Origin of the sequence: Streptomyces sp. NPDC053431, from assembly GCF_044544925.1 — a bacterium.
GTDB lineage: Bacteria > Actinomycetota > Actinomycetes > Streptomycetales > Streptomycetaceae > Streptomyces.
Genome location: NZ_JBITXX010000001.1, coordinates 223,446 through 246,689, shown reverse-complemented (window position 1 = coordinate 246,689; position 23,244 = coordinate 223,446). Strand labels below are relative to the sequence as shown.

At 72.1% G+C, this 23,244-nt stretch carries 19 protein-coding genes; 16 read left to right on the top strand and 3 right to left on the bottom strand.

The features are described from left to right. Positions 1-80 precede the first annotated feature (80 nt). The 4 genes from ACIGXE_RS01045 to ACIGXE_RS01030 all read left to right on the top strand — a co-directional run bounded on the left by ACIGXE_RS01045 (position 81) and on the right by ACIGXE_RS01030 (position 4,499). Entirely contained in the window at positions 81-1,436 is a 1,356-nt protein-coding gene (locus tag ACIGXE_RS01045) for a helix-turn-helix domain-containing protein (protein WP_399741070.1), read from the top strand. A gap of 76 nt (positions 1,437-1,512) precedes the next feature. Then, complete coding sequence (locus tag ACIGXE_RS01040; protein ID WP_399741067.1) at positions 1,513-2,670, top strand: acyl-CoA dehydrogenase family protein; 1,158 nt, start codon at positions 1,513-1,515, stop codon at positions 2,668-2,670. Further along, positions 2,671-3,540: an acyl-CoA thioesterase gene (locus ACIGXE_RS01035; protein WP_399741064.1), complete on the top strand. Its 870-nt coding sequence runs from the start codon at positions 2,671-2,673 to the stop codon at positions 3,538-3,540. It begins immediately after the preceding gene. Between the two features lie 23 nt (positions 3,541-3,563). Continuing rightward, positions 3,564-4,499 (top strand): cation diffusion facilitator family transporter, encoded by a 936-nt coding sequence (locus ACIGXE_RS01030; RefSeq protein ID WP_399741061.1) that lies wholly within the window; start codon positions 3,564-3,566, stop codon positions 4,497-4,499. Positions 4,500-4,652: 153 nt separating this feature from the next. Here the strand turns inward: ACIGXE_RS01030 and ACIGXE_RS01025 are convergent, their stop codons facing one another. Together ACIGXE_RS01025 and ACIGXE_RS01020 are read right to left on the bottom strand one after the other, a co-directional pair. After that, positions 4,653-5,435 (bottom strand): phosphatase, encoded by a 783-nt coding sequence (locus ACIGXE_RS01025; protein WP_399741058.1) that lies wholly within the window; start codon positions 5,433-5,435, stop codon positions 4,653-4,655. 34 nt (positions 5,436-5,469) lie between these two features. Then, on the bottom strand, positions 5,470-6,084 hold the full coding sequence (locus ACIGXE_RS01020; protein WP_399741055.1) for a TetR/AcrR family transcriptional regulator: 615 nt from the start codon (positions 6,082-6,084) through the stop codon (positions 5,470-5,472). A 101-nt stretch (positions 6,085-6,185) separates the two neighbouring features. Here ACIGXE_RS01020 and ACIGXE_RS01015 point away from each other — a divergent pair, with 101 nt between their 5' ends. The 10 genes from ACIGXE_RS01015 to ACIGXE_RS00970 all read left to right on the top strand — a co-directional run bounded on the left by ACIGXE_RS01015 (position 6,186) and on the right by ACIGXE_RS00970 (position 19,237). Then, positions 6,186-7,793, top strand: a complete 1,608-nt coding sequence (locus ACIGXE_RS01015) for a carboxyl transferase domain-containing protein (protein WP_399741052.1) — start codon at positions 6,186-6,188, stop codon at positions 7,791-7,793. 20 nt (positions 7,794-7,813) lie between these two features. Further along, positions 7,814-9,850 (top strand): acetyl/propionyl/methylcrotonyl-CoA carboxylase subunit alpha, encoded by a 2,037-nt coding sequence (locus ACIGXE_RS01010; protein ID WP_399741048.1) that lies wholly within the window; start codon positions 7,814-7,816, stop codon positions 9,848-9,850. Continuing rightward, complete coding sequence (locus ACIGXE_RS01005) at positions 9,847-10,782, top strand: hydroxymethylglutaryl-CoA lyase (RefSeq protein WP_399741046.1); 936 nt, start codon at positions 9,847-9,849, stop codon at positions 10,780-10,782. The genes ACIGXE_RS01010 and ACIGXE_RS01005 overlap by 4 nt, the downstream gene beginning before the upstream one ends. Positions 10,783-10,785: 3 nt before the next feature. Beyond that, positions 10,786-11,946: an acyl-CoA dehydrogenase family protein gene (locus ACIGXE_RS01000; RefSeq protein WP_399741043.1), complete on the top strand. Its 1,161-nt coding sequence runs from the start codon at positions 10,786-10,788 to the stop codon at positions 11,944-11,946. Between the two features lie 178 nt (positions 11,947-12,124). Then, positions 12,125-13,174, top strand: coding sequence for an ABC transporter substrate-binding protein (locus ACIGXE_RS00995; protein WP_399741040.1), 1,050 nt, complete (start codon positions 12,125-12,127; stop codon positions 13,172-13,174). Between the two features lie 3 nt (positions 13,175-13,177). Next, the gene (locus ACIGXE_RS00990) at positions 13,178-14,050 is read left to right on the top strand and encodes a siderophore-interacting protein (protein WP_399741038.1); all 873 of its coding nucleotides are present in this window, start codon (positions 13,178-13,180) and stop codon (positions 14,048-14,050) included. 166 nt (positions 14,051-14,216) lie between these two features. Further along, positions 14,217-15,656 carry a pyridoxal phosphate-dependent decarboxylase family protein gene (locus tag ACIGXE_RS00985; RefSeq protein WP_399741035.1) on the top strand — a complete coding sequence of 480 codons (1,440 nt, stop codon included), beginning with the start codon at positions 14,217-14,219 and terminating at the stop codon, positions 15,654-15,656. Further along, the gene (locus ACIGXE_RS00980; protein WP_399741032.1) at positions 15,643-16,926 is read left to right on the top strand and encodes a lysine N(6)-hydroxylase/L-ornithine N(5)-oxygenase family protein; all 1,284 of its coding nucleotides are present in this window, start codon (positions 15,643-15,645) and stop codon (positions 16,924-16,926) included. The genes ACIGXE_RS00985 and ACIGXE_RS00980 overlap by 14 nt, the downstream gene beginning before the upstream one ends. After that, positions 16,923-17,459: a GNAT family N-acetyltransferase gene (locus tag ACIGXE_RS00975; RefSeq protein WP_399741029.1), complete on the top strand. Its 537-nt coding sequence runs from the start codon at positions 16,923-16,925 to the stop codon at positions 17,457-17,459. Before ACIGXE_RS00980 ends, ACIGXE_RS00975 begins: the two co-directional genes overlap by 4 nt. Next, positions 17,456-19,237: an IucA/IucC family protein gene (locus ACIGXE_RS00970; protein WP_399741026.1), complete on the top strand. Its 1,782-nt coding sequence runs from the start codon at positions 17,456-17,458 to the stop codon at positions 19,235-19,237. Before ACIGXE_RS00975 ends, ACIGXE_RS00970 begins: the two co-directional genes overlap by 4 nt. 80 nt (positions 19,238-19,317) lie before the next feature. On the opposite strand, the gene ACIGXE_RS00965 is transcribed toward ACIGXE_RS00970, so the two are convergent. Further along, entirely contained in the window at positions 19,318-20,934 is a 1,617-nt protein-coding gene (locus tag ACIGXE_RS00965; RefSeq protein ID WP_399741023.1) for a beta-N-acetylhexosaminidase, read from the bottom strand. 173 nt (positions 20,935-21,107) lie between these two features. On the opposite strand from ACIGXE_RS00965, the gene ACIGXE_RS00960 reads away from it, so the two are divergent. Next, positions 21,108-21,383 (top strand): hypothetical protein, encoded by a 276-nt coding sequence (locus tag ACIGXE_RS00960; protein ID WP_365339780.1) that lies wholly within the window; start codon positions 21,108-21,110, stop codon positions 21,381-21,383. 43 nt (positions 21,384-21,426) lie between these two features. Next, entirely contained in the window at positions 21,427-23,244 is a 1,818-nt protein-coding gene (gene glmS, locus ACIGXE_RS00955; RefSeq protein ID WP_399741020.1) for a glutamine--fructose-6-phosphate transaminase (isomerizing), read from the top strand.

Sequence of the window (23,244 nt, the reverse complement as noted above, 5' to 3'; positions counted from 1 at the left end):
ACCCTCCGTCCCGGAACCGTTCCACCCCCGCTGACGTGCAAGGACGTGAAGAGGGTGGGACGCGGGTCGAGGGGGATGGAATGCCGAAGGCCGCCGTCGAGGAGTTCGCGCGGCTCGTGCGCGCCCTGAAGGCGCGGGACGGGAGGAGCTACGAGGCGCTGGGCCGGCGCCTGGGCGTGAGCGCGTCCACCCTCCACCGCTACTGCTCCGGCGCGACCGTCCCGGAGGGGTTCGCCGTGGTCGACCGCCTCGCCCTGCTGTGCGGGGCGGACGGGGAGGAGCGGCGGGCCCTGGCGGCAGCCTGGAGCCGCGCGGACGGCGCCCGCCGCCTGTCGGCGCCTGGGCCCGACACGGAGCCGGCGCCCCCGCCCGGCCCGGAGCAGGAGCCCGCACCCGGCCCGGAGCGGGAGCCCGCCCCGGAGCAGGAACCCGGCTCGGAGCAGGAACCGGGACCGGCGCAGGAGCCCGGCCCGGAGCAGAAACCCGGACCGGCGCAGGAACCGGGCCCGGAGCAGGAGCCCGGACCGAAGCCGGCTCCCGGACCGAAGCAGGCTCCCGGACCGAAGCCGGGTCCCGTGCCCGCGCCGGCCCCGGAGGCGGCCCCGGCCCCGGAGGCGGCGCCCGAGCCCGAGCGGGAACCCGTGCACGCGCGCGTGCCGGGCCTCCCGTCCGGACGGCGGCGGGGCAGGTGGGGGTGGGCGGGCGTGGTCGGCGCAGCGCTGGCGGTCGTGGGGGCGGTGACGCTCGGAGCCGTACTCCTACCGGGAAAGACCCGGGAGCGGGCCGCCGAACCGCCGGCGCCGCTGACGTGGACGGTCGCCTCGCACCTCTGGAAGAACGGGTGCGGGCACACCTACCTCGTGGAGCGCACGCCCCCGCCCCCGCCGGAGCCGGCCGACGCGCGGAGCTGGGCGGCGGCGCAGGGGGCCGTGGACGGCGGGGAGACGCTGGTACGGGTGTCGGTCCAGGGGAAGGGCGCGGCGGCGGTGGTGCTCCAGGCGCTGCACGTGCGGGTGGTGGAGCGGGGCGCGCCGCTGCCGTGGGCGGCGTACCGGACGGACGACGGGTGCGGCGGGGCGGTGACGCCGCGCCGTTTCGAGGTGGACCTGGACCGGCCGCGGCCGGTGGCGCGGGCGCTGGACGGGTACGACGCCTCCGGGGAGGAGGGCCGGACGCTCCCGGCGGTCTCCTTCCCGTACGCGGTCAGCGCCGCCGAGCCGGAGGAGCTGCTGGTCTCGGCGGGGGCGGCGGGATGCGACTGCCGCTGGTACCTGGAGCTGGAGTGGAGCTCGGAGGGGCGCCGGGGCACCGTCCGGATCGGGGACGAGGACGGCGCGCCCTTCCGGACGAGCGGGGCGAAGGGCCGGCCCGTGTACGGATACGACTCCGTGGGGCGGGCCTGGATCACAGGCGCTGAGTCTGGACAGGGTGGGTGACCGCTGGGTAACTTCGTTGACGACAGACTGAGCAAGCGCTTAGACAACTGGGCCCGCATACCGGAGGAGTCGCACCGTGCGCCGTACCGTATTCAACGAGGACCACGAGGCGTTCCGGGAGACCATCCGGGCCTTCATCGAGGCCGAGGTCGTCCCCGTCTACGACGAGTGGTTCGCCGCCGGTCAGGCGCCGCGCGAGTTCTACGACAAGCTCGGCGAGCTCGGCGTCTTCGGCATCAACGTGCCGGAGGAGTTCGGCGGCGCCGGCCTGGACACCCACAAGTTCGAGGCCGTCCTCTACGAGGAGACCTCCCGCGCCGGCGTGCACTTCGGCGGCTCCGGCGTGCACGTCCTGCTCGCCCTGCCGTACATCAAGATGCTCGCCACCGACGAGCAGAAGAAGCGTTACCTCCCGAAGTTCGTCTCCGGCGAGGAGATGTGGGCCCTCGCGATGACCGAGCCGGGCACCGGCTCCGACGTCGCGGGCATGAAGACCACCGCCAAGCTCTCCGAGGACGGCACCCACTACGTCCTCAACGGCGCGAAGACCTTCATCACCGGCGGCGTCCACGCCGACCGCGTCATCGTCTGTGCCCGCACCTCCGCCCCCTCGGCCGAGGACCGCCGCTTCGGCATCTCCCTCTTCGCCGTGGACACCAAGTCCGAGGGCTACTCCATCGGCCGCAAGCTGGACAAGCTGGGCCTGCGCACCTCGGACACCGCCGAGCTCGCCTTCGTCGACGTCAAGGTGCCCGTCGAGGACCTGCTCGGCGAGGAGGGCAAGGGCTTCTCCTACCTCGGCCACAACCTCGCCTCCGAGCGCTGGGGCATCGCCTTCGGCGCGTACGCGCAGGCCAAGGCCGCCGTCCGGTTCGCCCAGCAGTACGTGACGGACCGCACGGTCTTCGGCAAGCCGGTCGCGCACTTCCAGAACACCAAGTTCGAGCTGGCCGCCTGCCAGGCCGAGGTCGACGCCGCCGAGGCCGTCGCCGACCGCGCCCTGGAGGCCCTGGACGCGGGCGAGCTGACCCCGGCCGAGGCCGCCTCCGCCAAGCTCTTCTGCACCGAGGTCGCGCACCGCGTGATCGACCGCTGCCTCCAGCTGCACGGCGGCTACGGCTACATGAACGAGTACCCGATCGCCCGCCTGTACGCGGACAACCGCGTCAACCGCATCTACGGCGGCACCAGCGAGATCATGAAGTCGATCATCGCCAAGTCGATGGGCCTGTAAGTGCCCGACGAGCACAAAGCACTGGATGACCTGCTCGATCTGCTCGACCTCGAGCGGATCGAGCAGGACATCTTCCGGGGCGAGTCCCGGGCCTCGATCGTCCCCCGCGTCTTCGGCGGCCAGGTGGCCGCCCAGGCGCTGGTGGCGGCGGGACGCACCGTCCCCGAGGACCGGCTCGCCCACTCGCTCCACGCGTACTTCCTGCGTCCCGGGGACCCGGGCGCGCCGATCGTCTACAACGTGGACCGCATCCGCGACGGGCGTTCCTTCACCACCCGCCGGGTGGTGGCCGTCCAGCACGGCCAGCCGATCTTCCACCTGTCGGCGTCCTTCCAGACGTACGAGGAGGGGCTCGACCACCAGGCGGACATGCCGCCCGCGCCGGACCCCGAGTCGCTGCCGACGCCCGCCGAGATGCTGCCCCGCCACCTGCCCCGCGAGGTCGCGGACCGGCTGATCGAGGCCCGGGCCGCGGTCGACCTGCGCTATGCCGAGACGCCCCCTTGGGGCACGGTCGGCACCCCGCGCGAGCCCCGCTCCCAGGTGTGGTTCCGCACCAACGGCAAGCTGGCCGACGACCCCCTCCTGCACGTCGTCCTGGCCACGTACGTCTCCGACATGACGCTGCTGGACTCGATCCTGCTCGCCCACGGGCGCGGCGGCTGGGCCGTCGGCGACGTCGTCGGGGCGTCGCTGGACCACGCCATGTGGTTCCACCGCCCCTTCCGTGCCGACGAGTGGCTGCTGTACGACCAGGAGTCGCCCACGGCGTCCGGCGGACGCGGCCTCGGCCAGGCCCGGATCTTCACCCAGGACGGGAAGCTGGCCATCTCGGTCATCCAGGAGGGTGTCGTTCGCGTCCCCCGCTGACGACCGGACGTAGCGTCCGGTCCATGGCGGTACAGGAGCGGAGCACCCGGAGCGAGAGCACCTTCACCGTGGTCGTGGCGGCGTCGGCCAACCTCGGCATCGCCGTCGCCAAGGCCGTCGCCGGCCTGATCAGCGGGTCCAGCGCGATGCTGTCGGAGGCCGCCCACTCGGTGGCCGACACGGTCACCGAGGGCCTGCTGCTCACCGCGCTCAAGCGCAGCGACCGGCCCGCCGACGACGACCATCCACTCGGCTACGCGGGCGAGCGCTACGTGTGGGCCCTGCTGGCCGCCGTCGCCACCTTCGTCGGCGGCGCCGTCTTCTCCTTCTACGACGGCGTCCACACCCTGGTCGCCGGGGAGGACCTCGGCGACCCCCTCGCCTCGTACGTGGTGCTCGCCGTCGCGGGCGTCCTGGAGGGCTTCTCGCTGCGCACGGCGATCCGCCAGGTCAGGGCGGAGGCGGAGCGCACCCGCACCCCCTTCGCGCGCTATCTGCGGCTGACCCCGGACACCACGGTCAAGGCCGTGGTCATGGAGGACTCCGCCGCCCTCGCCGGACTCATGCTGGCGGCCGGCGGGCTGCTCGGCGGCCAGATCACCGGGTCGGGCGTCTGGGACGGCGTCGCCTCGCTCCTCATCGGCCTGCTGCTGGTGTACGTGGCGTGGGTCCTCGGCCGCTCCAACGCGCAGCTCCTGGTGGGCCGCCCGCTTCCCCGCCCGATGCGCGAGCAGGTCCGCGAGGAGCTGCTCGCCGTGGAGCACGTGGTCGGGGTCGTGGACCTGACGACCCTGATCCAGGGGCCGGACGAGGTGCTGGTCGCCGCGAAGATCGACTTCAGGGACGTGTCCTCGGCCGCCGAGGTGGAGGCGGCCTGCGACCACGCGGAGACCCGCCTCCGGACCCGTTTCCCCTCGATCCGCCGCGTCTACCTGGACCCGACCCCGGCCCGGGACTGAGGAACCGGAGCGGTGGCGGGCGCCGGAGCGGTGGCGGGCACCGGAGCGGTGGCGGGCACCGGAGCGGCGGGAGGCCCCGGAGCGCAGGAAGGCCAGGGAGCGATGCGAGGCCCCGGAGCGGCAGGCGGCCCCGGAGCGGGGGCCGGGCCGGGGTCAGCCGAGGAGGCCCGCCGCGTCCAGCAGGTACGCCGTCAGGGGCTCGTAGGAGCGGGGGTCCAGGACGTGGTCGTCCAGCGGCACGGTGACCTGCATCGTCCCCTCGGCCTCCGCCAGGAACAGCGCCGGGTCGTTGCAGTCCGCGTACCCCACCGAGTCGACGCCGCGCTGCGCCGCGCGCCCCGCCCACCCGTGGTCGGCGACCACGAGGTCCGGCGCGGGCTCGCCCAGCGCGGCGAGGCCGTCCAGGATCGCGTTCATCGGCTCCGGGGAGTGCGTGTGCCACAGGCTGGCGCCCCGCTCGAAGACGGCGACGTCGGCGAACTGCACCACGTAGCCCTCGTCGGCGGTGAGGCCGCCGGGGATCCGGACGATCTCGCAGCCGCGCGCCCGCAGCGCGCCGGCCACCCGGCTGTGCGCATCGATGAGCGCGCCGGGGTGGCCGGTCGCGAAGAGGACGCGCTCCTTCCCGGCGGCGGCCTTGGCGAGCCGGGCGGCCATGCGCTCCAGGGCGGCGACGGTGAGCTCGGGGTCGATGGTGTCCTGGCCGGTCCGGTGGGCGGGGTCGTCGACGACACCGCACCGCTCGGCCATGACGGCGAGCACGTCCTGCTCGTCGGTCCACCGGTCGCCGAGCTCCAGGCCGAGCCAGTAGTGCCGGTCGCCGTTGGCGAGCTTCCGGTAGTGGCTGAGGTTGTTGTCGCGCGGGGTGGCGACGTCCCCGGCGATACGGGTCCGGACGAGGTGCTCGACGAGGGCGGCGCGGCTGAGTATCGGCATGGCGCCCATTCTGCCGGGCGCCCCGCCCCTCCTCCTAGGCGGCGCCCTGACCGCCGCCCAGCGAGCCGAAGGCCCCGTGGGCGAGACCGCGCAGCAGGGTCTCCATCTCGGTGCGGCCCAGCGGCGCGCCCAGGTGCGGGGTCGAGTTGAGGAGCCCGAAGACCGCGTGGACGGCGGCGCGCACCTCGTACTCCCCCGCCGCCGGGTACAGGTCGCGGACGACGGCGACCCAGAGCTCGACGTACTGCCGCTGGAGCTGCCGGACCCGCTTGCGGTCCTCGTCCTTGAGGCGGTCGAGCTCGCGGTCGTGCAGCGTGATGAGCGGCCGGTCGTCGAGGGCGAAGTCGATGTGGCCGTCGATGAGGGAGCCGAGGACGGCGCGGGGGTCCCCGTCCGACTCGGCGACCCGCAGCCGGCCGCCGTCGAGCAGCCGCTCGCTGATCCCCACGAGCAGCTCGGCGAGCATCGCGTCCTTGCCGGGGAAGTGCCGGTAGAGCCCGGGGCCGCTGATGCCGACGGCGGCTCCTATCTCGTCGACGCCCACGCCGTGGAAGCCGCGCTCGGCGAAGAGGCGCGCGGCCTCCTTGAGGATCTGCTCGCGTCGCGTCGGGGCGTCGGTCCGGCCGGTCGGGGTCGGCGTCGTGGTCATGGATTCGATTCTAGACAACCCGGTTAGCGGTCGTTAACCTGAGGGGCATACGTTAACGCTCATTAACCCGAGTGGACCGACCGAGCAAGGGAGCTCGACGGATGCACCAGGCACCTGTGCTGACGAGCGCGGCGGATCCCGCCTCGGCGGCCTGGCAGGCCAATGAGGCGGCCCACCACGAGTTGGCCGCGACCCTGCGCGCCAAGCTCGCCGCGGCCGCCCTCGGCGGCGGCGAGAAGGCCCGCGCCCGGCACACCGCACGCGGCAAGCTGCTGCCCCGCGACCGTGTGGACACGCTGCTCGACCCGGGTTCGCCGTTCCTGGAGCTGGCCCCGCTGGCGGCCGACGGGATGTACGGCGACCAGGCCCCGGCCGCGGGCGTGATCGCGGGCATCGGCCGGGTCTCCGGCCGCGAGTGCGTGATCGTCGCCAACGACGCGACCGTCAAGGGCGGCACGTACTACCCGATGACGGTGAAGAAGCACCTGCGCGCCCAGGAGGTGGCGCTGGAGAACCGTCTCCCCTGCCTCTACCTGGTCGACTCCGGCGGCGCCTTCCTGCCGATGCAGGACGAGGTCTTCCCGGACCGCGAGCACTTCGGCCGGATCTTCTTCAACCAGGCCCGGATGTCGGGCGCCGGCATCCCGCAGATCGCGGCCGTCATGGGCTCCTGCACGGCCGGCGGCGCGTACGTGCCGGCGATGAGCGACGAGGCCGTGATCGTGCGCAACCAGGGCACGATCTTCCTGGGCGGCCCGCCGCTGGTGAAGGCGGCGACCGGCGAGGTCGTGACGGCCGAGGAGCTCGGCGGCGGCGAGGTCCACTCGCGGATCTCCGGCGTCACCGACCACCTCGCCGAGGACGACGCCCACGCCCTGCGGATCGTCCGGAACATCGTCGCGACCCTCCCCGAGCGCGGCCCGCTGCCCTGGTCGGTGGAGCCGGCCGAGGAGCCGAAGGTCGACCCCACGGGCCTGTACGGCGCGGTGCCGGTCGACTCGCGCACCCCGTACGACGTGCGCGAGGTGATCGCGCGGATCGTGGACGCCTCCCGCTTCCAGGAGTTCAAGGCGGAGTACGGGCAGACCCTGGTCACCGGCTTCGCCCGGATCCACGGCCACCCGGTCGGCATCGTCGCCAACAACGGCATCCTGTTCGCCGAGTCCGCCCAGAAGGGCGCCCACTTCATCGAGCTGTGCGACCAGCGCGGCATCCCGCTGCTGTTCCTGCAGAACATCACCGGCTTCATGGTCGGCAAGGCGTACGAGCACGGCGGCATCGCCAAGCACGGCGCCAAGATGGTGACGGCCGTGGCCACCACGCGCGTGCCGAAGCTGACGGTCGTCGTCGGCGGCTCCTACGGCGCGGGCAACTACTCGATGTGCGGCCGGGCCTACTCCCCCCGCTTCCTGTGGATGTGGCCCAACGCCAAGATCTCCGTCATGGGCGGCGAGCAGGCCGCGTCCGTCCTCGCCACGGTCAAGCGCGACCAGCTCGGCGACGCGTGGAGCGCCGAGGAGGAAGAGGCCTTCAAGGACCCGATCCGCGCGCAGTACGAGACGCAGGGCAACGCCTACTACGCGACGGCCCGGCTGTGGGACGACGGGGTCATCGACCCGCTGGAGACCCGGCAGGTGCTCGGTCTCGCCCTGACCGCCTGTGCCAACGCGCCCCTGGGTGACCCCCAGTTCGGCGTCTTCCGGATGTGAGGACCCAGAGGATGCAGCACATGTTCGACACCGTCCTGGTGGCCAACCGGGGCGAGATCGCCGTACGGGTCATCCGCACCCTGCGGGAGATGGGCGTCCGTTCGGTGGCCGTGTACAGCGACGCGGACGCCGAGGCCCGGCACGTACGGGAGGCGGACACGGCGCTACGGATCGGGCCGCCGGCGGCCTCGGAGTCGTATCTCTCCGTCCCCGCCCTGCTCGACGCCGCCCGGCGCACCGGCGCGCAGGCCGTCCACCCCGGCTACGGCTTCCTCGCCGAGAACGCGGGCTTCGCGCGGGCCTGCGCCGAGGCGGGCCTGGTCTTCATCGGACCGTCCGCCGAGGCGATCTCGCTGATGGGCGACAAGATCCGGGCGAAGGACACCGTGCGGACGGCGGGCGTGCCCGTCGTCCCCGGCGCCGCCGACCCCGAGATCGTCGACGCCGCGCGCGAGCTGGGCGCGCCCGTCCTGCTCAAGCCCAGCGCGGGCGGCGGCGGCAAGGGCATGCGCCTGGTGCGCGACCTGGCCGTCCTGGAGGAGGAGATCGCGGCGGCGCGGCGCGAGGCGCGGTCCTCGTTCGGCGACGACACGCTGCTCGTGGAGCGGTGGATCGACCGGCCGCGGCACATCGAGATCCAGGTCCTCGCGGACGCGCACGGGAACGTGGTGCACCTCGGCGAGCGCGAGTGCTCGCTGCAGCGCCGCCACCAGAAGATCATCGAGGAGGCCCCCAGCGTCCTGCTCACCCCGGAGATCCGGGCGGCGATGGGCGCGGCGGCGGTCGACGCGGCCCGGTCCTGCGGCTATGTCGGCGCGGGCACGGTCGAGTTCATCGTGCCGGGCGGCGACCCGTCCTCGTACTACTTCATGGAGATGAACACCCGCCTCCAGGTCGAGCACCCGGTGACGGAGCTCGTCACCGGCCTGGACCTGGTGGAGTGGCAGCTGCGGGTGGCCGCGGGCGAGCCGCTGTCCTTCGCCCAGGAGGACGTCCGGCTCGACGGCTGGGCGATCGAGGCGCGGATCTGCGCGGAGGACCCGGCGCGCGGCTTCCTGCCGTCCGGCGGCACGGTCCTCGCGCTGAACGAGCCCCAGGGCGCGGGAGTCCGCACGGACTCCGGCCTCGCGGAGGGCACGGAGGTCTCGTCCCTCTACGACCCGATGCTGTCGAAGGTCATCGTCCACGCCAAGGACCGCCCGACGGCCCTGCGCAAGCTCCGCGCGGCCCTGGCCGACACGGTCACCCTCGGCGTCCCGACCAACGCCGGCTTCCTGCGCCGCCTGCTGGCCCACCCGGACGTGGTCACCGGCGACCTGGACACGGGCCTGGTCGAGCGGGACGCGGAGAGCCTGATCGACGGCACGGTCCCGCCGGAGGTGTACGCGGCGGCGGCGCTGCTGCGTCACGTGCCGGCGCGGGCGACGGACGGCGCCGCCTGGGCGGACCCCTTCGACGCCCGTACGGGATGGCGCCTGGGCGGCACCCCCGCGTGGACGGCGCTGGACTTCCGGGTGCCCGGCCACGAGCCGGTGACCGTCCGGGTGCGCGGCGCGGCGGAGACCGTCGAGCTGCTGTTCGGGACCGCCTCCGGCGACGAGGGCGGGACCGCCTCCGGCAACGAGAGCGGCGCCGTCTCCGCGGCGCTGGTCGGCGACGCCGACGGCTCCGCGCTGGTCCTCGCCGTCGACGGCGTCACGCACCGCTTCACCGTCACCCCCTCCCCGGAGGGGCGCTGGCTGGGCCGCGACGGCGACTCCTGGCACGTCCTGGACCACGACCCGGTGGCCGCCGCGCTCAGCGGTGCCCGGCACGGCGGCGCCGACACGCTGGCCGCGCCCATGCCCGGCACCGTGACCGTCGTGAAGGTGGCGGTCGGGGACGAGGTCGAGGCCGGGCAGAGTCTGCTGGTCGTCGAGGCGATGAAGATGGAGCACGTCATCTCCGCCCCGCACGCCGGCACCGTCACCGAGCTGGACGTCACGCCCGGCACGACCGTCGCCATGGACCAGATCCTGGCCGTGGTGACCCCCCGCGACGAGGAGGAGGCGGCATGACCGGCCTGCCGATGAGCGTGCCCGACCCCACGCTGCCCCCGCGGGTCCGGATCCACGAGGTGGGGCCGCGGGACGGGCTGCAGAACGAGAAGACGGCCGTCCCGACCGACGTGAAGGCCGAGTTCATCCGGCGGCTCGCCGCCGCCGGCCTGTCGACCGTCGAGGCGACCAGCTTCGTGCACCCCCGGTGGGTGCCCCAACTGGCCGACGCCGAGCAGCTGTTCCCTCAGGTCAGCGGCCTGCCGGTGCGGCTGCCGGTGCTCGTGCCGAACGAGCGCGGGCTCGACCGGGCGCTCGACCTCGGCGCCCGCGAGGTCGCCGTCTTCGCCTCGGCCACCGAGTCCTTCGCGAAGGCCAACCTCAACCGGACCGTCGACGAGGCGCTCGCGATGTTCCGGCCGGTCGTCACCCGGGCGATAGAGGCGGGCCTCACGGTCCGCGGCTATCTCTCGATGTGCTTCGGCGACCCCTGGGAGGGCGCCGTCCCGATCGAGCAGGTCGTCCGGGTCACGAAGGCGCTCGCCGACATGGGCTGCGACGAGCTGAGCCTCGGCGACACCATCGGCGTCGCCACCCCCGGGCACGTCGCCGCCCTGCTCACGGCGCTCAACGAGGCCGGGGTGCCCACCTCCCGCCTCGCCGTGCACTTCCACGACACCTACGGGCAGGCGCTGTCCAACACGCTCGCCGCGCTCCGGCACGGCGTCACCACCGTCGACGCCTCCGCCGGCGGCCTCGGCGGCTGCCCGTACGCCAAGTCCGCCACCGGGAACCTCGCCACCGAGGACCTGGTGTGGATGCTCCAGGGCCTCGGCATCGAGACCGGGGTCGACCTGGCCGCCCTGACCGCCACGAGCGGCTGGATGGCCGAACAGCTGGGCCGGCCGAGCCCGTCCCGTACCGTCCGCGCGCTCTCCCACAAGGAGTCCTGAGCCATGTCCCTCGACCACCGACTCTCCGAAGAGCACGAGGAACTCCGCCGTACGGTGGAGGAGTTCGCCCACGACGTCGTGGCGCCGAAGATCGGCGACTACTACGAGCGGCACGAGTTCCCGTACGAGATCGTCCGCGAGATGGGCCGCATGGGCCTGTTCGGCCTGCCGTTCCCCGAGGAGTACGGCGGCATGGGCGGCGACTACCTGGCGCTCGGCATCGCGCTGGAGGAGCTCGCCCGCGTGGACTCCTCCGTCGCCATCACCCTGGAGGCGGGCGTCTCGCTCGGCGCGATGCCCGTCTACCGCTTCGGCACCGAGGAGCAGAAGCGGGAGTGGCTGCCGAAGCTGTGCTCCGGCGAGATGCTCGGCGCCTTCGGCCTGACCGAGCCGGGCGCCGGCTCGGACGCGGGCGGCACCCGCACCACCGCCGTCCGCGACGGCGACCAGTGGGTCATCAACGGCTCGAAGTGCTTCATCACCAACTCCGGTACGGACATCACCGGCCTGGTCACGGTCACGGCGGTGACCGGCCGCAAGCCCGACGGCCGCCCGCTGATCTCCTCGATCATCGTCCCCTCGGGCACGCCCGGCTTCACGGTCGCCGCGCCCTACTCGAAGGTCGGCTGGAACGCCTCGGACACCCGTGAACTCGCCTTCGACGACGTGCGCGTCCCGGTGGAGAACCTGCTCGGCGAGGAGGGCCGCGGCTACGCGCAGTTCCTGCGGATCCTCGACGAGGGCCGGATCGCCATCTCGGCGCTCGCCACGGGCCTGGCGCAGGGCTGTGTCGACGAGTCGGTGAAGTACGCGAAGGAACGTCACGCCTTCGGCCGTCCGATCGGCGACAACCAGGCCGTCCAGTTCAAGATCGCCGACATGGAGATGCGGGCCCACATGGCCCGGGTCGGCTGGCGCGACGCGGCCTCGCGGCTCGTGCTCGGCGAGCCGTTCAAGAAGGAGGCGGCGCTCGCGAAGCTGTACTCCTCGACGGTGGCCGTCGACAACGCCCGCGAGGCGACCCAGATCCACGGCGGCTACGGCTTCATGAACGAGTACCCGGTGGCCCGCATGTGGCGCGACTCCAAGATCCTGGAGATCGGCGAGGGCACGAGCGAGGTCCAGCGGATGCTGATCGCGCGCGAGTTGGGCCTGTCGGCCTGACCCCTGCCCGCACCCGACGGAGCCCGTCACCCCGCACCGGGGTGACGGGCTCCACTCGTTCCCGGGGCCGGAAGGGGCTGCCCCACCCCTGTTGATCGGAATGAGGTTAGGCTAACCTACCTTCGACTTGACCAGGCCGACCCGCCGACGTCCGGCGCGTACCGAAAGCGACTTCGCCATGCCCAGCACCGCCCGAGCCACCTCCCTCACCCGTCGCGGCCTGCTCGCCGCGGGCGGCGCCCTCGGGCTCGGCGCCGCGCTCGCCGCCTGCGGGAGCGAGACCAAGGGCGGCGGCGACTCGGCCAAGGCCGGCGGGAAGGCCGGTCCGTGGACGTTCACCGACGACCGCGGCACCGCCGTCGAGGCCAAGTCCGTCCCGAAGAACATCGTCGCCTTCACCGGAACCGCCGCCGCCCTCAAGGACTTCGGCATCGAGGTCAAGGGCGTCTTCGGCCCGACGACGGTCAAGGACCCGAAGACCGGCGCGGAGGCCCCGGACGTCCAGGCCGGCGACCTCGACGTCAAGAAGGTCAAGATCATCGGCAACGTCTGGGGCGAGTTCAAGATCGAGGAGTACCTCAAGCTCCAGCCCGAGCTCCTCGTCACGGACATGTGGGAGAAGAACGACCTCTGGTACGTCCCGGCCGAGCAGAAGGACAAGATCCTCAAGATCGCCCCGAGCGTCGCCCTGTGGGCCGCCGACAAGTCCATGCCGGCCGTCCTCCAGCGCCACGCCGACCTCGCCGCCTCGCTCGGCGCCGACGTGCAGACCGCACGGATCAAGGCGGACAAGGCCCGCTTCGAGGCCGCCGCCGAGCGGGTCCGCAAGGCCGCCCAGGGCAAGAAGGACATCAAGGTCCTCATCGGCTCCGGCTCCCCGGACCTCTTCTACGTCTCCACCCCGGTCCGCCCGACCGACACGCTGTACTTCAAGGAGCTGGGCGTCAACATCGTCACGCCCGCCAAGCTCGACCAGGGCGGCTGGTTCGAGGGCCTCAGCTGGGAGAACGTCGACAAGTACCAGGCCGACGTCATCATGCTGGACAACCGCACCTCGGCCCTGCAGCCCGAGGCCCTGAAGGCCAAGCCCACCTGGGCCGCGCTGCCCGCCGTCAAGGCCGGCCAGGTCATCCCGCGCGTGACCGAGCCGATCTACTCGTACGCCAAGTGCGCCCCGCTCCTGGAGGACCTGGCCAAGGCCCTCGAGAACGCCAAGAAGGTGTCCTGACCCATGACGCACGCCGAGACCGCCCCGTTCCAGTTCTTCTCCCTCCAGGTCGACCGGACGAGGCGGCTCGGCCCGTCCCTGGTCCGCGTCACCTTCACCGGTGAGGACCTGAAGAACTTCGCCTCCGGCGGGCGCGACCAGTCGCTCTCGCTCTTCCTGCCGCACCCCGGCCAGGACGCCCCCGTGCTGCCCCCGCTGGACGACCCGGACATGTACGCGATCCTGGGCGCCTACCGGGCCATGCCGCACGACGAGCGGGCCGTGATGCGCTCGTACACCGTCCGCGCGCAGCGCACCGAGCCCGTGGCCGAGATCGACATCGACTTCGCGATCCACGGGGCCCCGGCCGGCGACGCGGCGGGCGTCGGCCCCGCCTGCCGGTGGGCCCAGCAGGCGAGCCGCGGCGACCGGGTGGTCGTCCTCGGCCCGGCCGTGGCCGAGAACACCGGCGTGCGCTTCCAACTGCCCGAGGACGCGGACTCCGTGCTCCTCTGGGGCGACGAGACGGCCCTGCCGGCCGTCTCGGCGATCCTGGAGTGGCTGCCGGCCGAGACCCGCGCCCACGTCTACCTCGAAGTCCCCTACGCCGGCGACCGCATGGAGCCGGCGACCGAGGCCGACGCGACCGTCACCTGGCTGGTCCGCGAGGAGGGCGCGCCCTCCGCCGTCGCGGCGATCGCGAGCGCCGAGCTGCCCGGCGCGGACCCCTACGTCTGGATCGCGGGCGAGTCCGGCGCCGTGAAGGCGCTGCGCCGGCACTTCGTGCGCGAGCGCGGGCTCGACAGGCGCCGGGTCACGTTCGTGGGCTACTGGCGCAAGGGCCTGTCCGAGGACGCCCTGCGCGAGGTCCCGGACGAGACGCAGGAAGAGGCGTAGCGACACCCCTGGGGCCCGCCAAGCCCCTCCCTCATCCCCCCACAGGGCCGACGGCCCCTCAACCCTTCCGGGCTGAGGGGCCGTTGTTGTATGCGAACTTAGGTTAGGCTAACCTAAGTTACGTCAGCTCGACCTACCGCGTACCCCACACCCGGAAGGGCCCCACATGCGCTCCCACCTGCTCAACGACACGACGGCGGAGGCCTACCGACGCTCCGTCACCGAAGGAGTCGAGCGGGTGGCGAGGAAACTCGCCACGGCCCGCGGCCCGTTCACCGGCGTCACCCCGGCCGAACTCGCCCCCGTCGTCGACGCCGTCGACCTCGACCGGCCGCTCGGCGACGCCTCCGCGGCCCTCGACGAGCTGGAGGACGTCTACCTCCGCGACGCCGTCTACTTCCACCACCCGCGCTACCTGGCCCACCTCAACTGCCCGGTGGTCATCCCCGCCGTCCTCGGCGAGGCCGTGCTCTCCGCCGTCAACTCCTCCCTGGACACCTGGGACCAGAGCGCCGGCGGCACCCTCATCGAGCGCAAGCTGATCGACTGGACCGCCGGCCGGATCGGCCTCGGCCCACTCGCCGACGGCGTGTTCACCAGCGGCGGCACCCAGTCCAACCTCCAGGCGCTGCTGCTCGCCCGCGAGGAGGCCGGCACCGCCGACCTGACGAAACTGCGCGTCTTCGCCTCCGAGTGCAGCCACTTCAGCGTCCAGAAGTCGGCCACCCTGCTGGGCCTCGGCCGGGACGCCGTCATCCCGGTCCCGGTCGACCGCGACCGCCGGATGCAGTCCGTGGTGCTCGCCGCCGAGCTGGAGACCTGCCGCGCCGAGGGCCTGATCCCGATGGCGATCGTCGCCACCGCCGGCACCACCGACTTCGGCTCCATCGACCCCCTGCCCGAGATCGCCGCCCTGGCCGCCGAGTACGGCGCCTGGATGCACGTGGACGCCGCCTACGGCTGCGGACTGCTCGCCTCACCGACCCGCCGCCACCTCCTGGACGGCATCGAGCGGGCCGACTCGGTCACCGTCGACTACCACAAGTCCTTCTTCCAGCCGGTCAGTTCCTCGGCCGTGCTGGTCCGCGACGGGCTCACGCTGCGGCACGCCACGTACCACGCGGACTACCTCAACCCGCGCCGGACCCTCGCCGAGCAGATCCCCAACCAGGTCGACAAGTCCCTCCAGACCACCCGGCGCTTCGACGCCCTCAAGCTGTGGATGACCCTGCGCGTCATGGGCGCCGACGGCGTCGGCGAGCTCTTCGACGAGGTCTGCGACCTGGCCCGGGCCGGCTTCGAGCTCCTCGCCGCCGATCCGCGCTACGACGTGGTCGTCGCGCCGCAGCTGTCCACCCTCGTCTACCGCTACATCCCCGAGGCCGTCACCTCGCCCGCCGAGATCGACCGGGCCAACCTCTACGCCCGCAAGGCCCTCTTCGCCTCCGGTGAGGCCGCGGTCGCCGGCACGAAGGTCGACGGCAGGCAGTACCTCAAGTTCACCTTGCTCAACCCCGAGACGACCGTGGCCGACATCGCCGCCGTCCTCGATCTGATCGCCGGCCACGCCGAGCAGTACCTGGGAGAGAACCTTGTCCACGCCTGAGACGGCCCAGCCCCACGACTTCATCGGCATCGGGCTCGGTCCCTTCAACCTCGGCCTGGCCTGCCTGACCGAGCCGATCGACGAGCTGAACGGCCTCTTCCTGGAGTCCAAGCCGGACTTCGAGTGGCACTCCGGCATGTTCCTGGAGGGCGCCCACCTCCAGACCCCGTTCATGTCGGACCTCGTCACCCTGGCCGACCCGACCTCGCCGTACTCCTTCCTCAACTACCTGAAGGAGAAGGGCCGGCTCTACTCCTTCTACATCCGCGAGAACTTCTACCCGCTGCGGACGGAGTACAACGACTACTGCCGCTGGGCCGCCGGAAAGCTCTCCTCGATCCGCTTCTCCACCACCGTCTCCTCCGTCTCGTACGACGAGACCGCCGAGCTGTACGTGGTGTCCACCGCGGCCGGAGAAACGTTCCGGGCCCGCCGGATCGTGCTCGGCACCGGCACCCCGCCGTACGTCCCCGAGTCCTGCCGGGGCCTCGGCGGCGACTACATCCACAACTCGCGCTACCTCCCGCACAAGGAGCAACTCCAGAAGAAGCGGTCCATCACCCTGGTCGGCAGCGGCCAGAGCGCCGCGGAGATCTACTACGACCTGCTGAGCGAGATCGACGTCCACGGCTACCGGCTCAACTGGGTCACCCGCTCCCCCCGCTTCTTCCCCCTCGAGTACACCAAGCTCACCCTGGAGATGACCTCGCCGGAGTACGTGGACTACTTCCACGCCCTGCCCGAGCGCACCCGCTACCGCCTGGAGACCGAGCAGAAGGGCCTGTTCAAGGGCATCGACGGCGAGCTCGTCGACGCGATCTTCGACCTGCTCTACCAGAAGAACCTGGCCGGCCCCGTCCCCACCCGGCTGCTCACCAACTCGGCGCTCACCTCGGCCGCGTACGACGAGCGCACCGGCGGCTACACGCTGGGCTTCCGCCAGGAGGAGCAGGAGAAGGACTTCCACCTGGAGACCGAGGGCCTGATCCTCGCCACCGGCTACAAGTACGCCGTCCCCGCCTTCCTGGAGCCGGTCCGCGACCGCCTCCGCTGGGACTCCCAGGGCCGCTTCGACGTGGCCCGCAACTACTCGGTCGACACCACGGGCCGCGGGGTCTTCCTGCAGAACGCCGGTGTGCACACCCACTCGATCACCTCGCCCGACCTGGGCATGGGGGCGTACCGCAACGCCTACATCATCGGCGAGATGCTGGGCTCCGAGTACTACCCCGTCGAGAAGACCATCGCGTTCCAGGAGTTCGCCGTATGACCGCCACCGTCCGCATACGCCCGCTCGATCCGCTGACGGACGCCGAGCTGATCCACCCCTGGGTCACCCATCCCAAGGCCGCGTTCTGGATGATGCAGGACGCGAAGCTCCAGGACGTCGAGCGCGAGTACATGGCGATCGCCGCCGACCCGCACCACGACGCCTTCATCGGCCTCGTGGACGGCACGCCCGCCTTCCTGATGGAGCGCTACGACCCGGCGAAGGCCGAGCTGGTCGGGCTGTACGAGCCCGAACCCGGTGACGTCGGCATGCACTTCCTCGTCGCGCCCACCGACACCCCCGTGCACGGCTTCACCCGCACGGTCATCACCGCCGTCATGCGCGAGCTGTTCGCCGACCCCGCCACCGCCCGGGTGGTCGTCGAGCCCGACGTCCGCAACACGGCCGTCCACGCGCTCAACGAGGCCGTCGGCTTCGTGCCCGAGCGGGAGATCCAGAAGCCGGAGAAGAAGGCGCTGCTGAGCTTCTGCACCCGCGCCCGGTTCGAGGCCGCCGTGGGAGCCGCCGTATGAGCACCTTCACCGACCCCGTCGCCCACCTGACGCCCGAGCGCTGGGCCGACGCCAACCGGGCGCTGATCCGCAAGGCCCTCGCCGAGTTCACCCACGAGCGTCTGCTCGACCCGCAGGAGCTGGGCGAGGGCCGCTACCGGGTGCTCGGCGACGACGGCCGCACCGAGTACCGCTTCACCGCGGACCGGTTCGCCCTCGACCACTGGCAGGTCTACCCGGACTCCATCAGCCGGCACCGCGGCAGCGAGCAGCTGCCGCTGGACGCCCTGCAGTTCGTCACGGAGCTGCGCGGCTCGCTCGGTCTGAGCGACGAGATCCTGCCGGTCTATCTGGAGGAGATCTCCTCCACCCTGTCCGGCACGGCCTACAAGGCGACCAAACCGCGCGTGACGGCCGCGGAGCTGGCCCGCGCGGACTTCCAGGCGATCGAGACCGGGATGACCGAGGGCCACCCCTGTTTCGTCGCCAACAACGGGCGGCTCGGCTTCGGCGTCGACGAGTACCGCGCCTACGCGCCGGAGGCGGCCACCCCGGTGCACCTGGTGTGGCTGGCCGCGCACCGCGACCGCGCCACCTTCACGGCCGGCGCCGGGATCGACTACGAGACCTTCGTCCGCGCCGAGCTCGGCGACGCGGCCGTCGACGGCTTCGCCGCGACCCTCGCCGCCCGCGGCCTGGACCTCGCCGACTACCTGCTCATGCCGGTGCACCCCTGGCAGTGGTGGAACAAGCTGTCCGTCACCTTCGCCGCCGAGGTCGCCCAGGAGCGCCTGGTGTACCTGGGCGAGGGCGCCGACGCCTATCTGGCGCAGCAGTCCATCCGTACCTTCTTCAACACCGCCGACCCGGCCAAGCACTACGTGAAGACGGCCCTGTCGGTCCTCAACATGGGCTTCATGCGGGGCCTGTCGGCCGCGTACATGGAAGCCACCCCGGCGATCAACGACTGGCTGGCCGGTCTGATCGAGGCGGACCCGACCCTCAAGGCGGCGCGCTTCTCGATCATCCGCGAGCGCGCGGCGGTCGGCTACCGGCACCTGGAGTACGAGGCGGCCACCGACCGCTACTCGCCCTACCGCAAGATGCTGGCCGCGCTGTGGCGCGAGTCCCCGGTGCCGACCCTCGCCGAGGGCGAGCGGCTCGCCACGATGGCCTCGCTGCTGCACCTGGACCACGCCGGCGCGTCCCTCGCGGGCGCCCTGGTCAAGGAGTCGGGGCTGGCGCCGGCGGAGTGGCTGCGCCGCTACCTCGACGCCTACCTCCTCCCGGTCCTGCACTGCTTCTACGCGTACGACCTGGTCTACATGCCGCACGGCGAGAACGTGATCCTGGTCCTCGACGAGCACGGCGCGGTCTCCCGGGCGATCTTCAAGGACATCGCCGAGGAGATCTGCGTCATGGACCCGGCGGCGGTGCTCCCGCCGGCGGTGGAGCGGATCAAGGCCGAGGTCCCCGAGGACATGAAGCTGCTGTCGGTCTTCACGGACGTCTTCGACTGCTTCTTCCGCTTCCTCGGCGCCACGCTGGCGGCCGAGGGCGTCCTCGGCGAGGACGACTTCTGGCGCACGGTCGCGGAGTGCGTGAAGGGCTACCAGGAGGCCAGGCCTGAGCTGGCGGACCGCTTCGCGCAGTACGACCTGTTCGCGGACACCTTCGCCCTGTCCGCCCTGAACCGCCTCCAGCTGCGCAACAACCGGCAGATGGTGGACCTGGCGGACCCGTCGGCGGCCCTCCAGCTCGTCGGCGACCTGGTGAACCCGATCGCGCGGTTCGCCTGAGACCGGGCGCGGGCCCCGGCGGAGTACGGTCCTCCGCCGGGGCCCGCGCTCTGTGGCGTACGGCCGGGGTGCGGCGGACCCTAGTCGGCCGCCCACGGGACCTGCGGCGAGCGGTAGAAGTCGATGCCCAGGGCGCTCAGCCGCGGCCCCTGCTGGGCGAGTCGCAGCCGGTACGCCTCCCAGTCGTGGCTCGCGGCCGGCGACCAGCCCAGTTCGGCCACGCCCGGCAGCCGCGGGAAGGCCATCCGGTCGATGTGGGCGCTCTTGCTGATGGTCTCCGTCCACAGCGGCGCCTCGACGCCGGCGACCGCGGTCTCCGGCAGGCCCGGCAGGAGGGTCGCCGGGTTCCAGTCGTACGAGCGCCGCACCTCGACGTATCCGGCCCACGACAGTCCGAGCTCGGTGTCCTTCGTGTACTTCATGTCCAGGTAGGCGCGGTCGGCCGGCGACAGGATGATCCCGGTGCCGGCCCGCCCGGCCGCCGCGACCTGTTCCTTCTCGGCGGCCGACGTGCCGTCCAGGCCCCAGTACTGGGCGAGCGCGCCGGGCGCGGGCCGGGCGCCGGTGAGCTGGTGCCAGCCGATGACGGTCTTGCCGTACTTCGCGACGACGGGCTGCACCCGGTCCATGAAGGCCACGTAGTCGGCGTGGCCGGTGGAGTGCGCCTCGTCGCCGCCGATGTGGAGGTAGCGGCCGGGGGTGAGGGCGGCCAGTTCGCGGATGACGTCGTCGACGAAGTCGTACGTCACCTGCTTCGGGACGCACAGCGAGCTGAAGCCGACCTCGGTGCCGGTGTAGAGCGGCGGGGCGACGCCGTCGCAGTTGAGCTCGGCGTAGGAGGCGAGGGCGGCGTTGGTGTGGCCGGGCATGTCGATCTCGGGGACGACCTCCAGGTGGCGGGAGGCGGCGTAGCGGACGATCTCCCGGTAGTCGTCCTTCGTGTAGAAGCCGCCGGGGCCGCCGCCGACCTGGGTGGAGCCGCCGTGCGCGGCGAGCCGGGGCCAGGAGTCGATCGCGATGCGCCAGCCCTGGTCGTCGCTCAGGTGCAGGTGCAGGGCGTTCACCTTGTAGAGGGCGAGCTGGTCGACGTAGCGCTTGATCTGGTCGACGGTGAAGAAGTGCCGGGAGACGTCGAGCATGGCTCCCCGGTAGGCGTAGCGCGGGGTGTCGACGACGGTGCCGCCGGCGATCTTCCACGGGCCGGGCTGCACGGTCCGCTTCTCGACGGCGGCGGGCAGCTGCTGGCGAAGTGTCTGGACCGCGTGGAAGAGCCCGGCCGGCCGGTGTGCGGTGAGGGTGACGCCGCCGCGGCCGGAGCGCAGCTCGTAGCCCTCGTCGCCGAGGGCGGTGGCGTGCGGGTCCAGCCGGAGCAGGATGCCGCCGCGGGCGGTGTCCTCGTCGACGACGGGCAACGGGTAGCCGGTGGAGGGGCGGAGCAGCCGGGCGAGGTACGCGGCGATCTCGCCGGACGCGGGGTCGGCCGGGTCGACGCGGACGGCGGTGGTGCGGCTGAGGGCGTACGGCGCCCCGCCGGGGGTCACGGAGGCGGGGACGGGCACGACGGCGCCGAGCGGGCGCACGTCGGCGGCGGCAGCGGCGGTGTCCGGGCGGGAGAGGCCGAGGGCGCACAGGCCGCCGACGGTGAGGAGGAGGGAGGAGAAGAGGAGCGGAAACGTTCTGCGCTGTCTCACAGGCATGGTCCTTTGCGACGAGCGGTGCGTATCCGAACAGTGACCATGCGTACCGCGCGCCCCAAGCAGGGTCAAGGTGTAGACCAATCAGCCCATACAGAGGTGTGATCGTGCCCTCATCTGCCCGAAATCGGGCAGGATTCTTGCACTGACCCTCGGATACCCCTCAAGATTCACGGGTGCTCGATCGCCGACCGTCGTACGACGACCTCATCGACCACCTGGTGCGCAGCACCGCGCTCCAGCGCGGTGAGGCCTCCCGGGTGGTCCTCGACGTCCTCGCGTACTTCGACGAGACGACCGAGGACTTCGTGCGCCGCCGCCATCGCGAACTGCAGGCCGGCGGCTCGGTGAACGCGGAGATCTTCGAGCGGATCGCGGCCGAACTGCCGCACCGCGCCGTGGCGCCACCGGAGCTCTCGCTCCGGCAGCTGCGTCGCATCGTGTACGGCTGAGACGGCCGAGCACACTCACTGACCTTGGAGGGTTTACACCTTTATGTGCGGAATCGTCGGTTACATCGGCAAGCGCGACGTGGCTCCCCTGCTGCTCGAAGGACTGCAGCGTCTTGAGTACCGGGGTTACGACTCCGCCGGCATCGTCGTCACCAGCCCCAAGGCCGCCGGCCTGAAGATGGTGAAGGCCAAGGGCCGGGTCCGCGACCTGGAGGCCCGCGTTCCCAAGCGCTTCGCCGGCACCACCGGCATCGCGCACACCCGCTGGGCCACCCACGGCGCCCCGAGCGACGTGAACTCGCACCCGCACATGGACCCCGAGAACAAGGTCGCCGTCGTCCACAACGGCATCGTGGACAACGCCGCCGAACTGCGCGCCAAGCTGGAGTCCGAGGGCGTCGTCTTCGCCTCCGACACCGACACCGAGTGCATCACCCACCTGATCGCCCGCTCCCAGGCCGACACCCTGGAGGAGAAGGTCCGCGAGGCGCTCAAGCACATCGAGGGCACCTACGGCATCGCCGTGATGCACGCCGACTTCAACGACCGCATCGTGGTGGCCCGCAACGGCTCCCCGGTCGTCCTCGGCATCGGCGAGAAGGAGATGTTCGTCGCCTCCGACGTCGCCGCCCTGATCGCCCACACCCGCCAGGTCGTCACCCTCGACGACGGCGAGATGGCCACCCTCAAGGCCGACGACTTCCGCACGTACACGACGACGGGCGCCTCCACGACGGCCACCCCGGAGACCGTGGAGTGGGAGGCCGCCTCGTACGACATGGGAGGCCACGACACCTACATGCACAAGGAGATCTCCGAGCAGCCCGACGCGGTCGACCGCGTGCTGCGCGGCCGGATCGACGACCGCTTCTCCACCGTGCACCTCGGCGGCCTCAACCTGGACGCCCGCGAGGCCCGCGGCATCCGCCGGATCAAGATCCTCGGCTGCGGCACCTCGTACCACGCCGGCCTCATCGGCGCCGGTCTGATCGAGTCGATGGCCCGCATCCCCGCCGACGCCGAGCCGGCCTCCGAGTTCCGCTACCGCAACCCGGTCGTGGACCCCGACACCCTGTACATCGCGGTCTCCCAGTCCGGTGAGACCTACGACGTGCTGGCCGCCGTCCAGGAGCTCAAGCGCAAGGGCGCCCGCGTCCTCGGCGTCGTCAACGTGGTGGGCTCCGCCATCGCCCGCGAGGCCGACGGCGGCATGTACGTGCACGCCGGCCCCGAGGTCTGCGTCGTCTCCACCAAGTGCTTCACCAACACCGTGGTCGCCTTCGCGCTGCTCGCCCTGCACCTCGGCCGCATCCGCGACCTGTCCGTCACCGACGGCAAGCGGATCATCGAGGGCCTGCGCAAGCTGCCCGGTCAGATCGAGGAGATCCTCAAGACCGAGGACGAGATCAAGAAGCTCGCCAAGGAGTACGCGGGCGCCCAGTCGATGATGTTCATCGGCCGCGTCCGGGGCTACCCGGTCGCCCTGGAGGCCTCCCTGAAGCTGAAGGAGATCTCCTACATCCACGCCGAGGCCTACCCGGCCTCCGAGCTGAAGCACGGCCCGCTCGCCCTCATCGAGCCGGCCCTGCCGACGGTCGCGATCGTCCCCGACGACGACCTGCTGGAGAAGAACCGCGCCGCCCTGGAGGAGATCAAGGCCCGCAGCGGCCGCATCCTCGCGGTCGCCCACCAGCCGCAGGAGAAGGCCGACCACACCATCGTCGTGCCGAAGAACGAGGACGAGCTCGACCCGATCCTGATGGGCATCCCGCTCCAGCTCCTCGCCTACCACACGGCGCTCGCCATGGGCCGCGACATCGACAAGCCGCGCAACCTGGCCAAGTCCGTCACGGTCGAGTAG

Coding starts and splice junctions, on each gene's coding strand:
- glmS (WP_399741020.1), top strand. CDS start 21,427: ATGTGCGGAATCGTCGGTTACATCGGCAAGCGCGACGTGGCTCCCCTG.
- ACIGXE_RS01025 (WP_399741058.1), bottom strand. CDS start 5,435: ATGCCGATACTCAGCCGCGCCGCCCTCGTCGAGCACCTCGTCCGGACC.
- ACIGXE_RS01030 (WP_399741061.1), top strand. CDS start 3,564: ATGGCGGTACAGGAGCGGAGCACCCGGAGCGAGAGCACCTTCACCGTG.
- ACIGXE_RS00975 (WP_399741029.1), top strand. CDS start 16,923: ATGACCGCCACCGTCCGCATACGCCCGCTCGATCCGCTGACGGACGCC.
- ACIGXE_RS00995 (WP_399741040.1), top strand. CDS start 12,125: ATGCCCAGCACCGCCCGAGCCACCTCCCTCACCCGTCGCGGCCTGCTC.
- ACIGXE_RS01010 (WP_399741048.1), top strand. CDS start 7,814: ATGTTCGACACCGTCCTGGTGGCCAACCGGGGCGAGATCGCCGTACGG.
- ACIGXE_RS01020 (WP_399741055.1), bottom strand. CDS start 6,084: ATGACCACGACGCCGACCCCGACCGGCCGGACCGACGCCCCGACGCGA.
- ACIGXE_RS00990 (WP_399741038.1), top strand. CDS start 13,178: ATGACGCACGCCGAGACCGCCCCGTTCCAGTTCTTCTCCCTCCAGGTC.
- ACIGXE_RS01000 (WP_399741043.1), top strand. CDS start 10,786: ATGTCCCTCGACCACCGACTCTCCGAAGAGCACGAGGAACTCCGCCGT.
- ACIGXE_RS01005 (WP_399741046.1), top strand. CDS start 9,847: ATGACCGGCCTGCCGATGAGCGTGCCCGACCCCACGCTGCCCCCGCGG.
- ACIGXE_RS00970 (WP_399741026.1), top strand. CDS start 17,456: ATGAGCACCTTCACCGACCCCGTCGCCCACCTGACGCCCGAGCGCTGG.
- ACIGXE_RS00965 (WP_399741023.1), bottom strand. CDS start 20,934: ATGCCTGTGAGACAGCGCAGAACGTTTCCGCTCCTCTTCTCCTCCCTC.
- ACIGXE_RS01045 (WP_399741070.1), top strand. CDS start 81: ATGCCGAAGGCCGCCGTCGAGGAGTTCGCGCGGCTCGTGCGCGCCCTG.
- ACIGXE_RS01015 (WP_399741052.1), top strand. CDS start 6,186: ATGCACCAGGCACCTGTGCTGACGAGCGCGGCGGATCCCGCCTCGGCG.
- ACIGXE_RS00985 (WP_399741035.1), top strand. CDS start 14,217: ATGCGCTCCCACCTGCTCAACGACACGACGGCGGAGGCCTACCGACGC.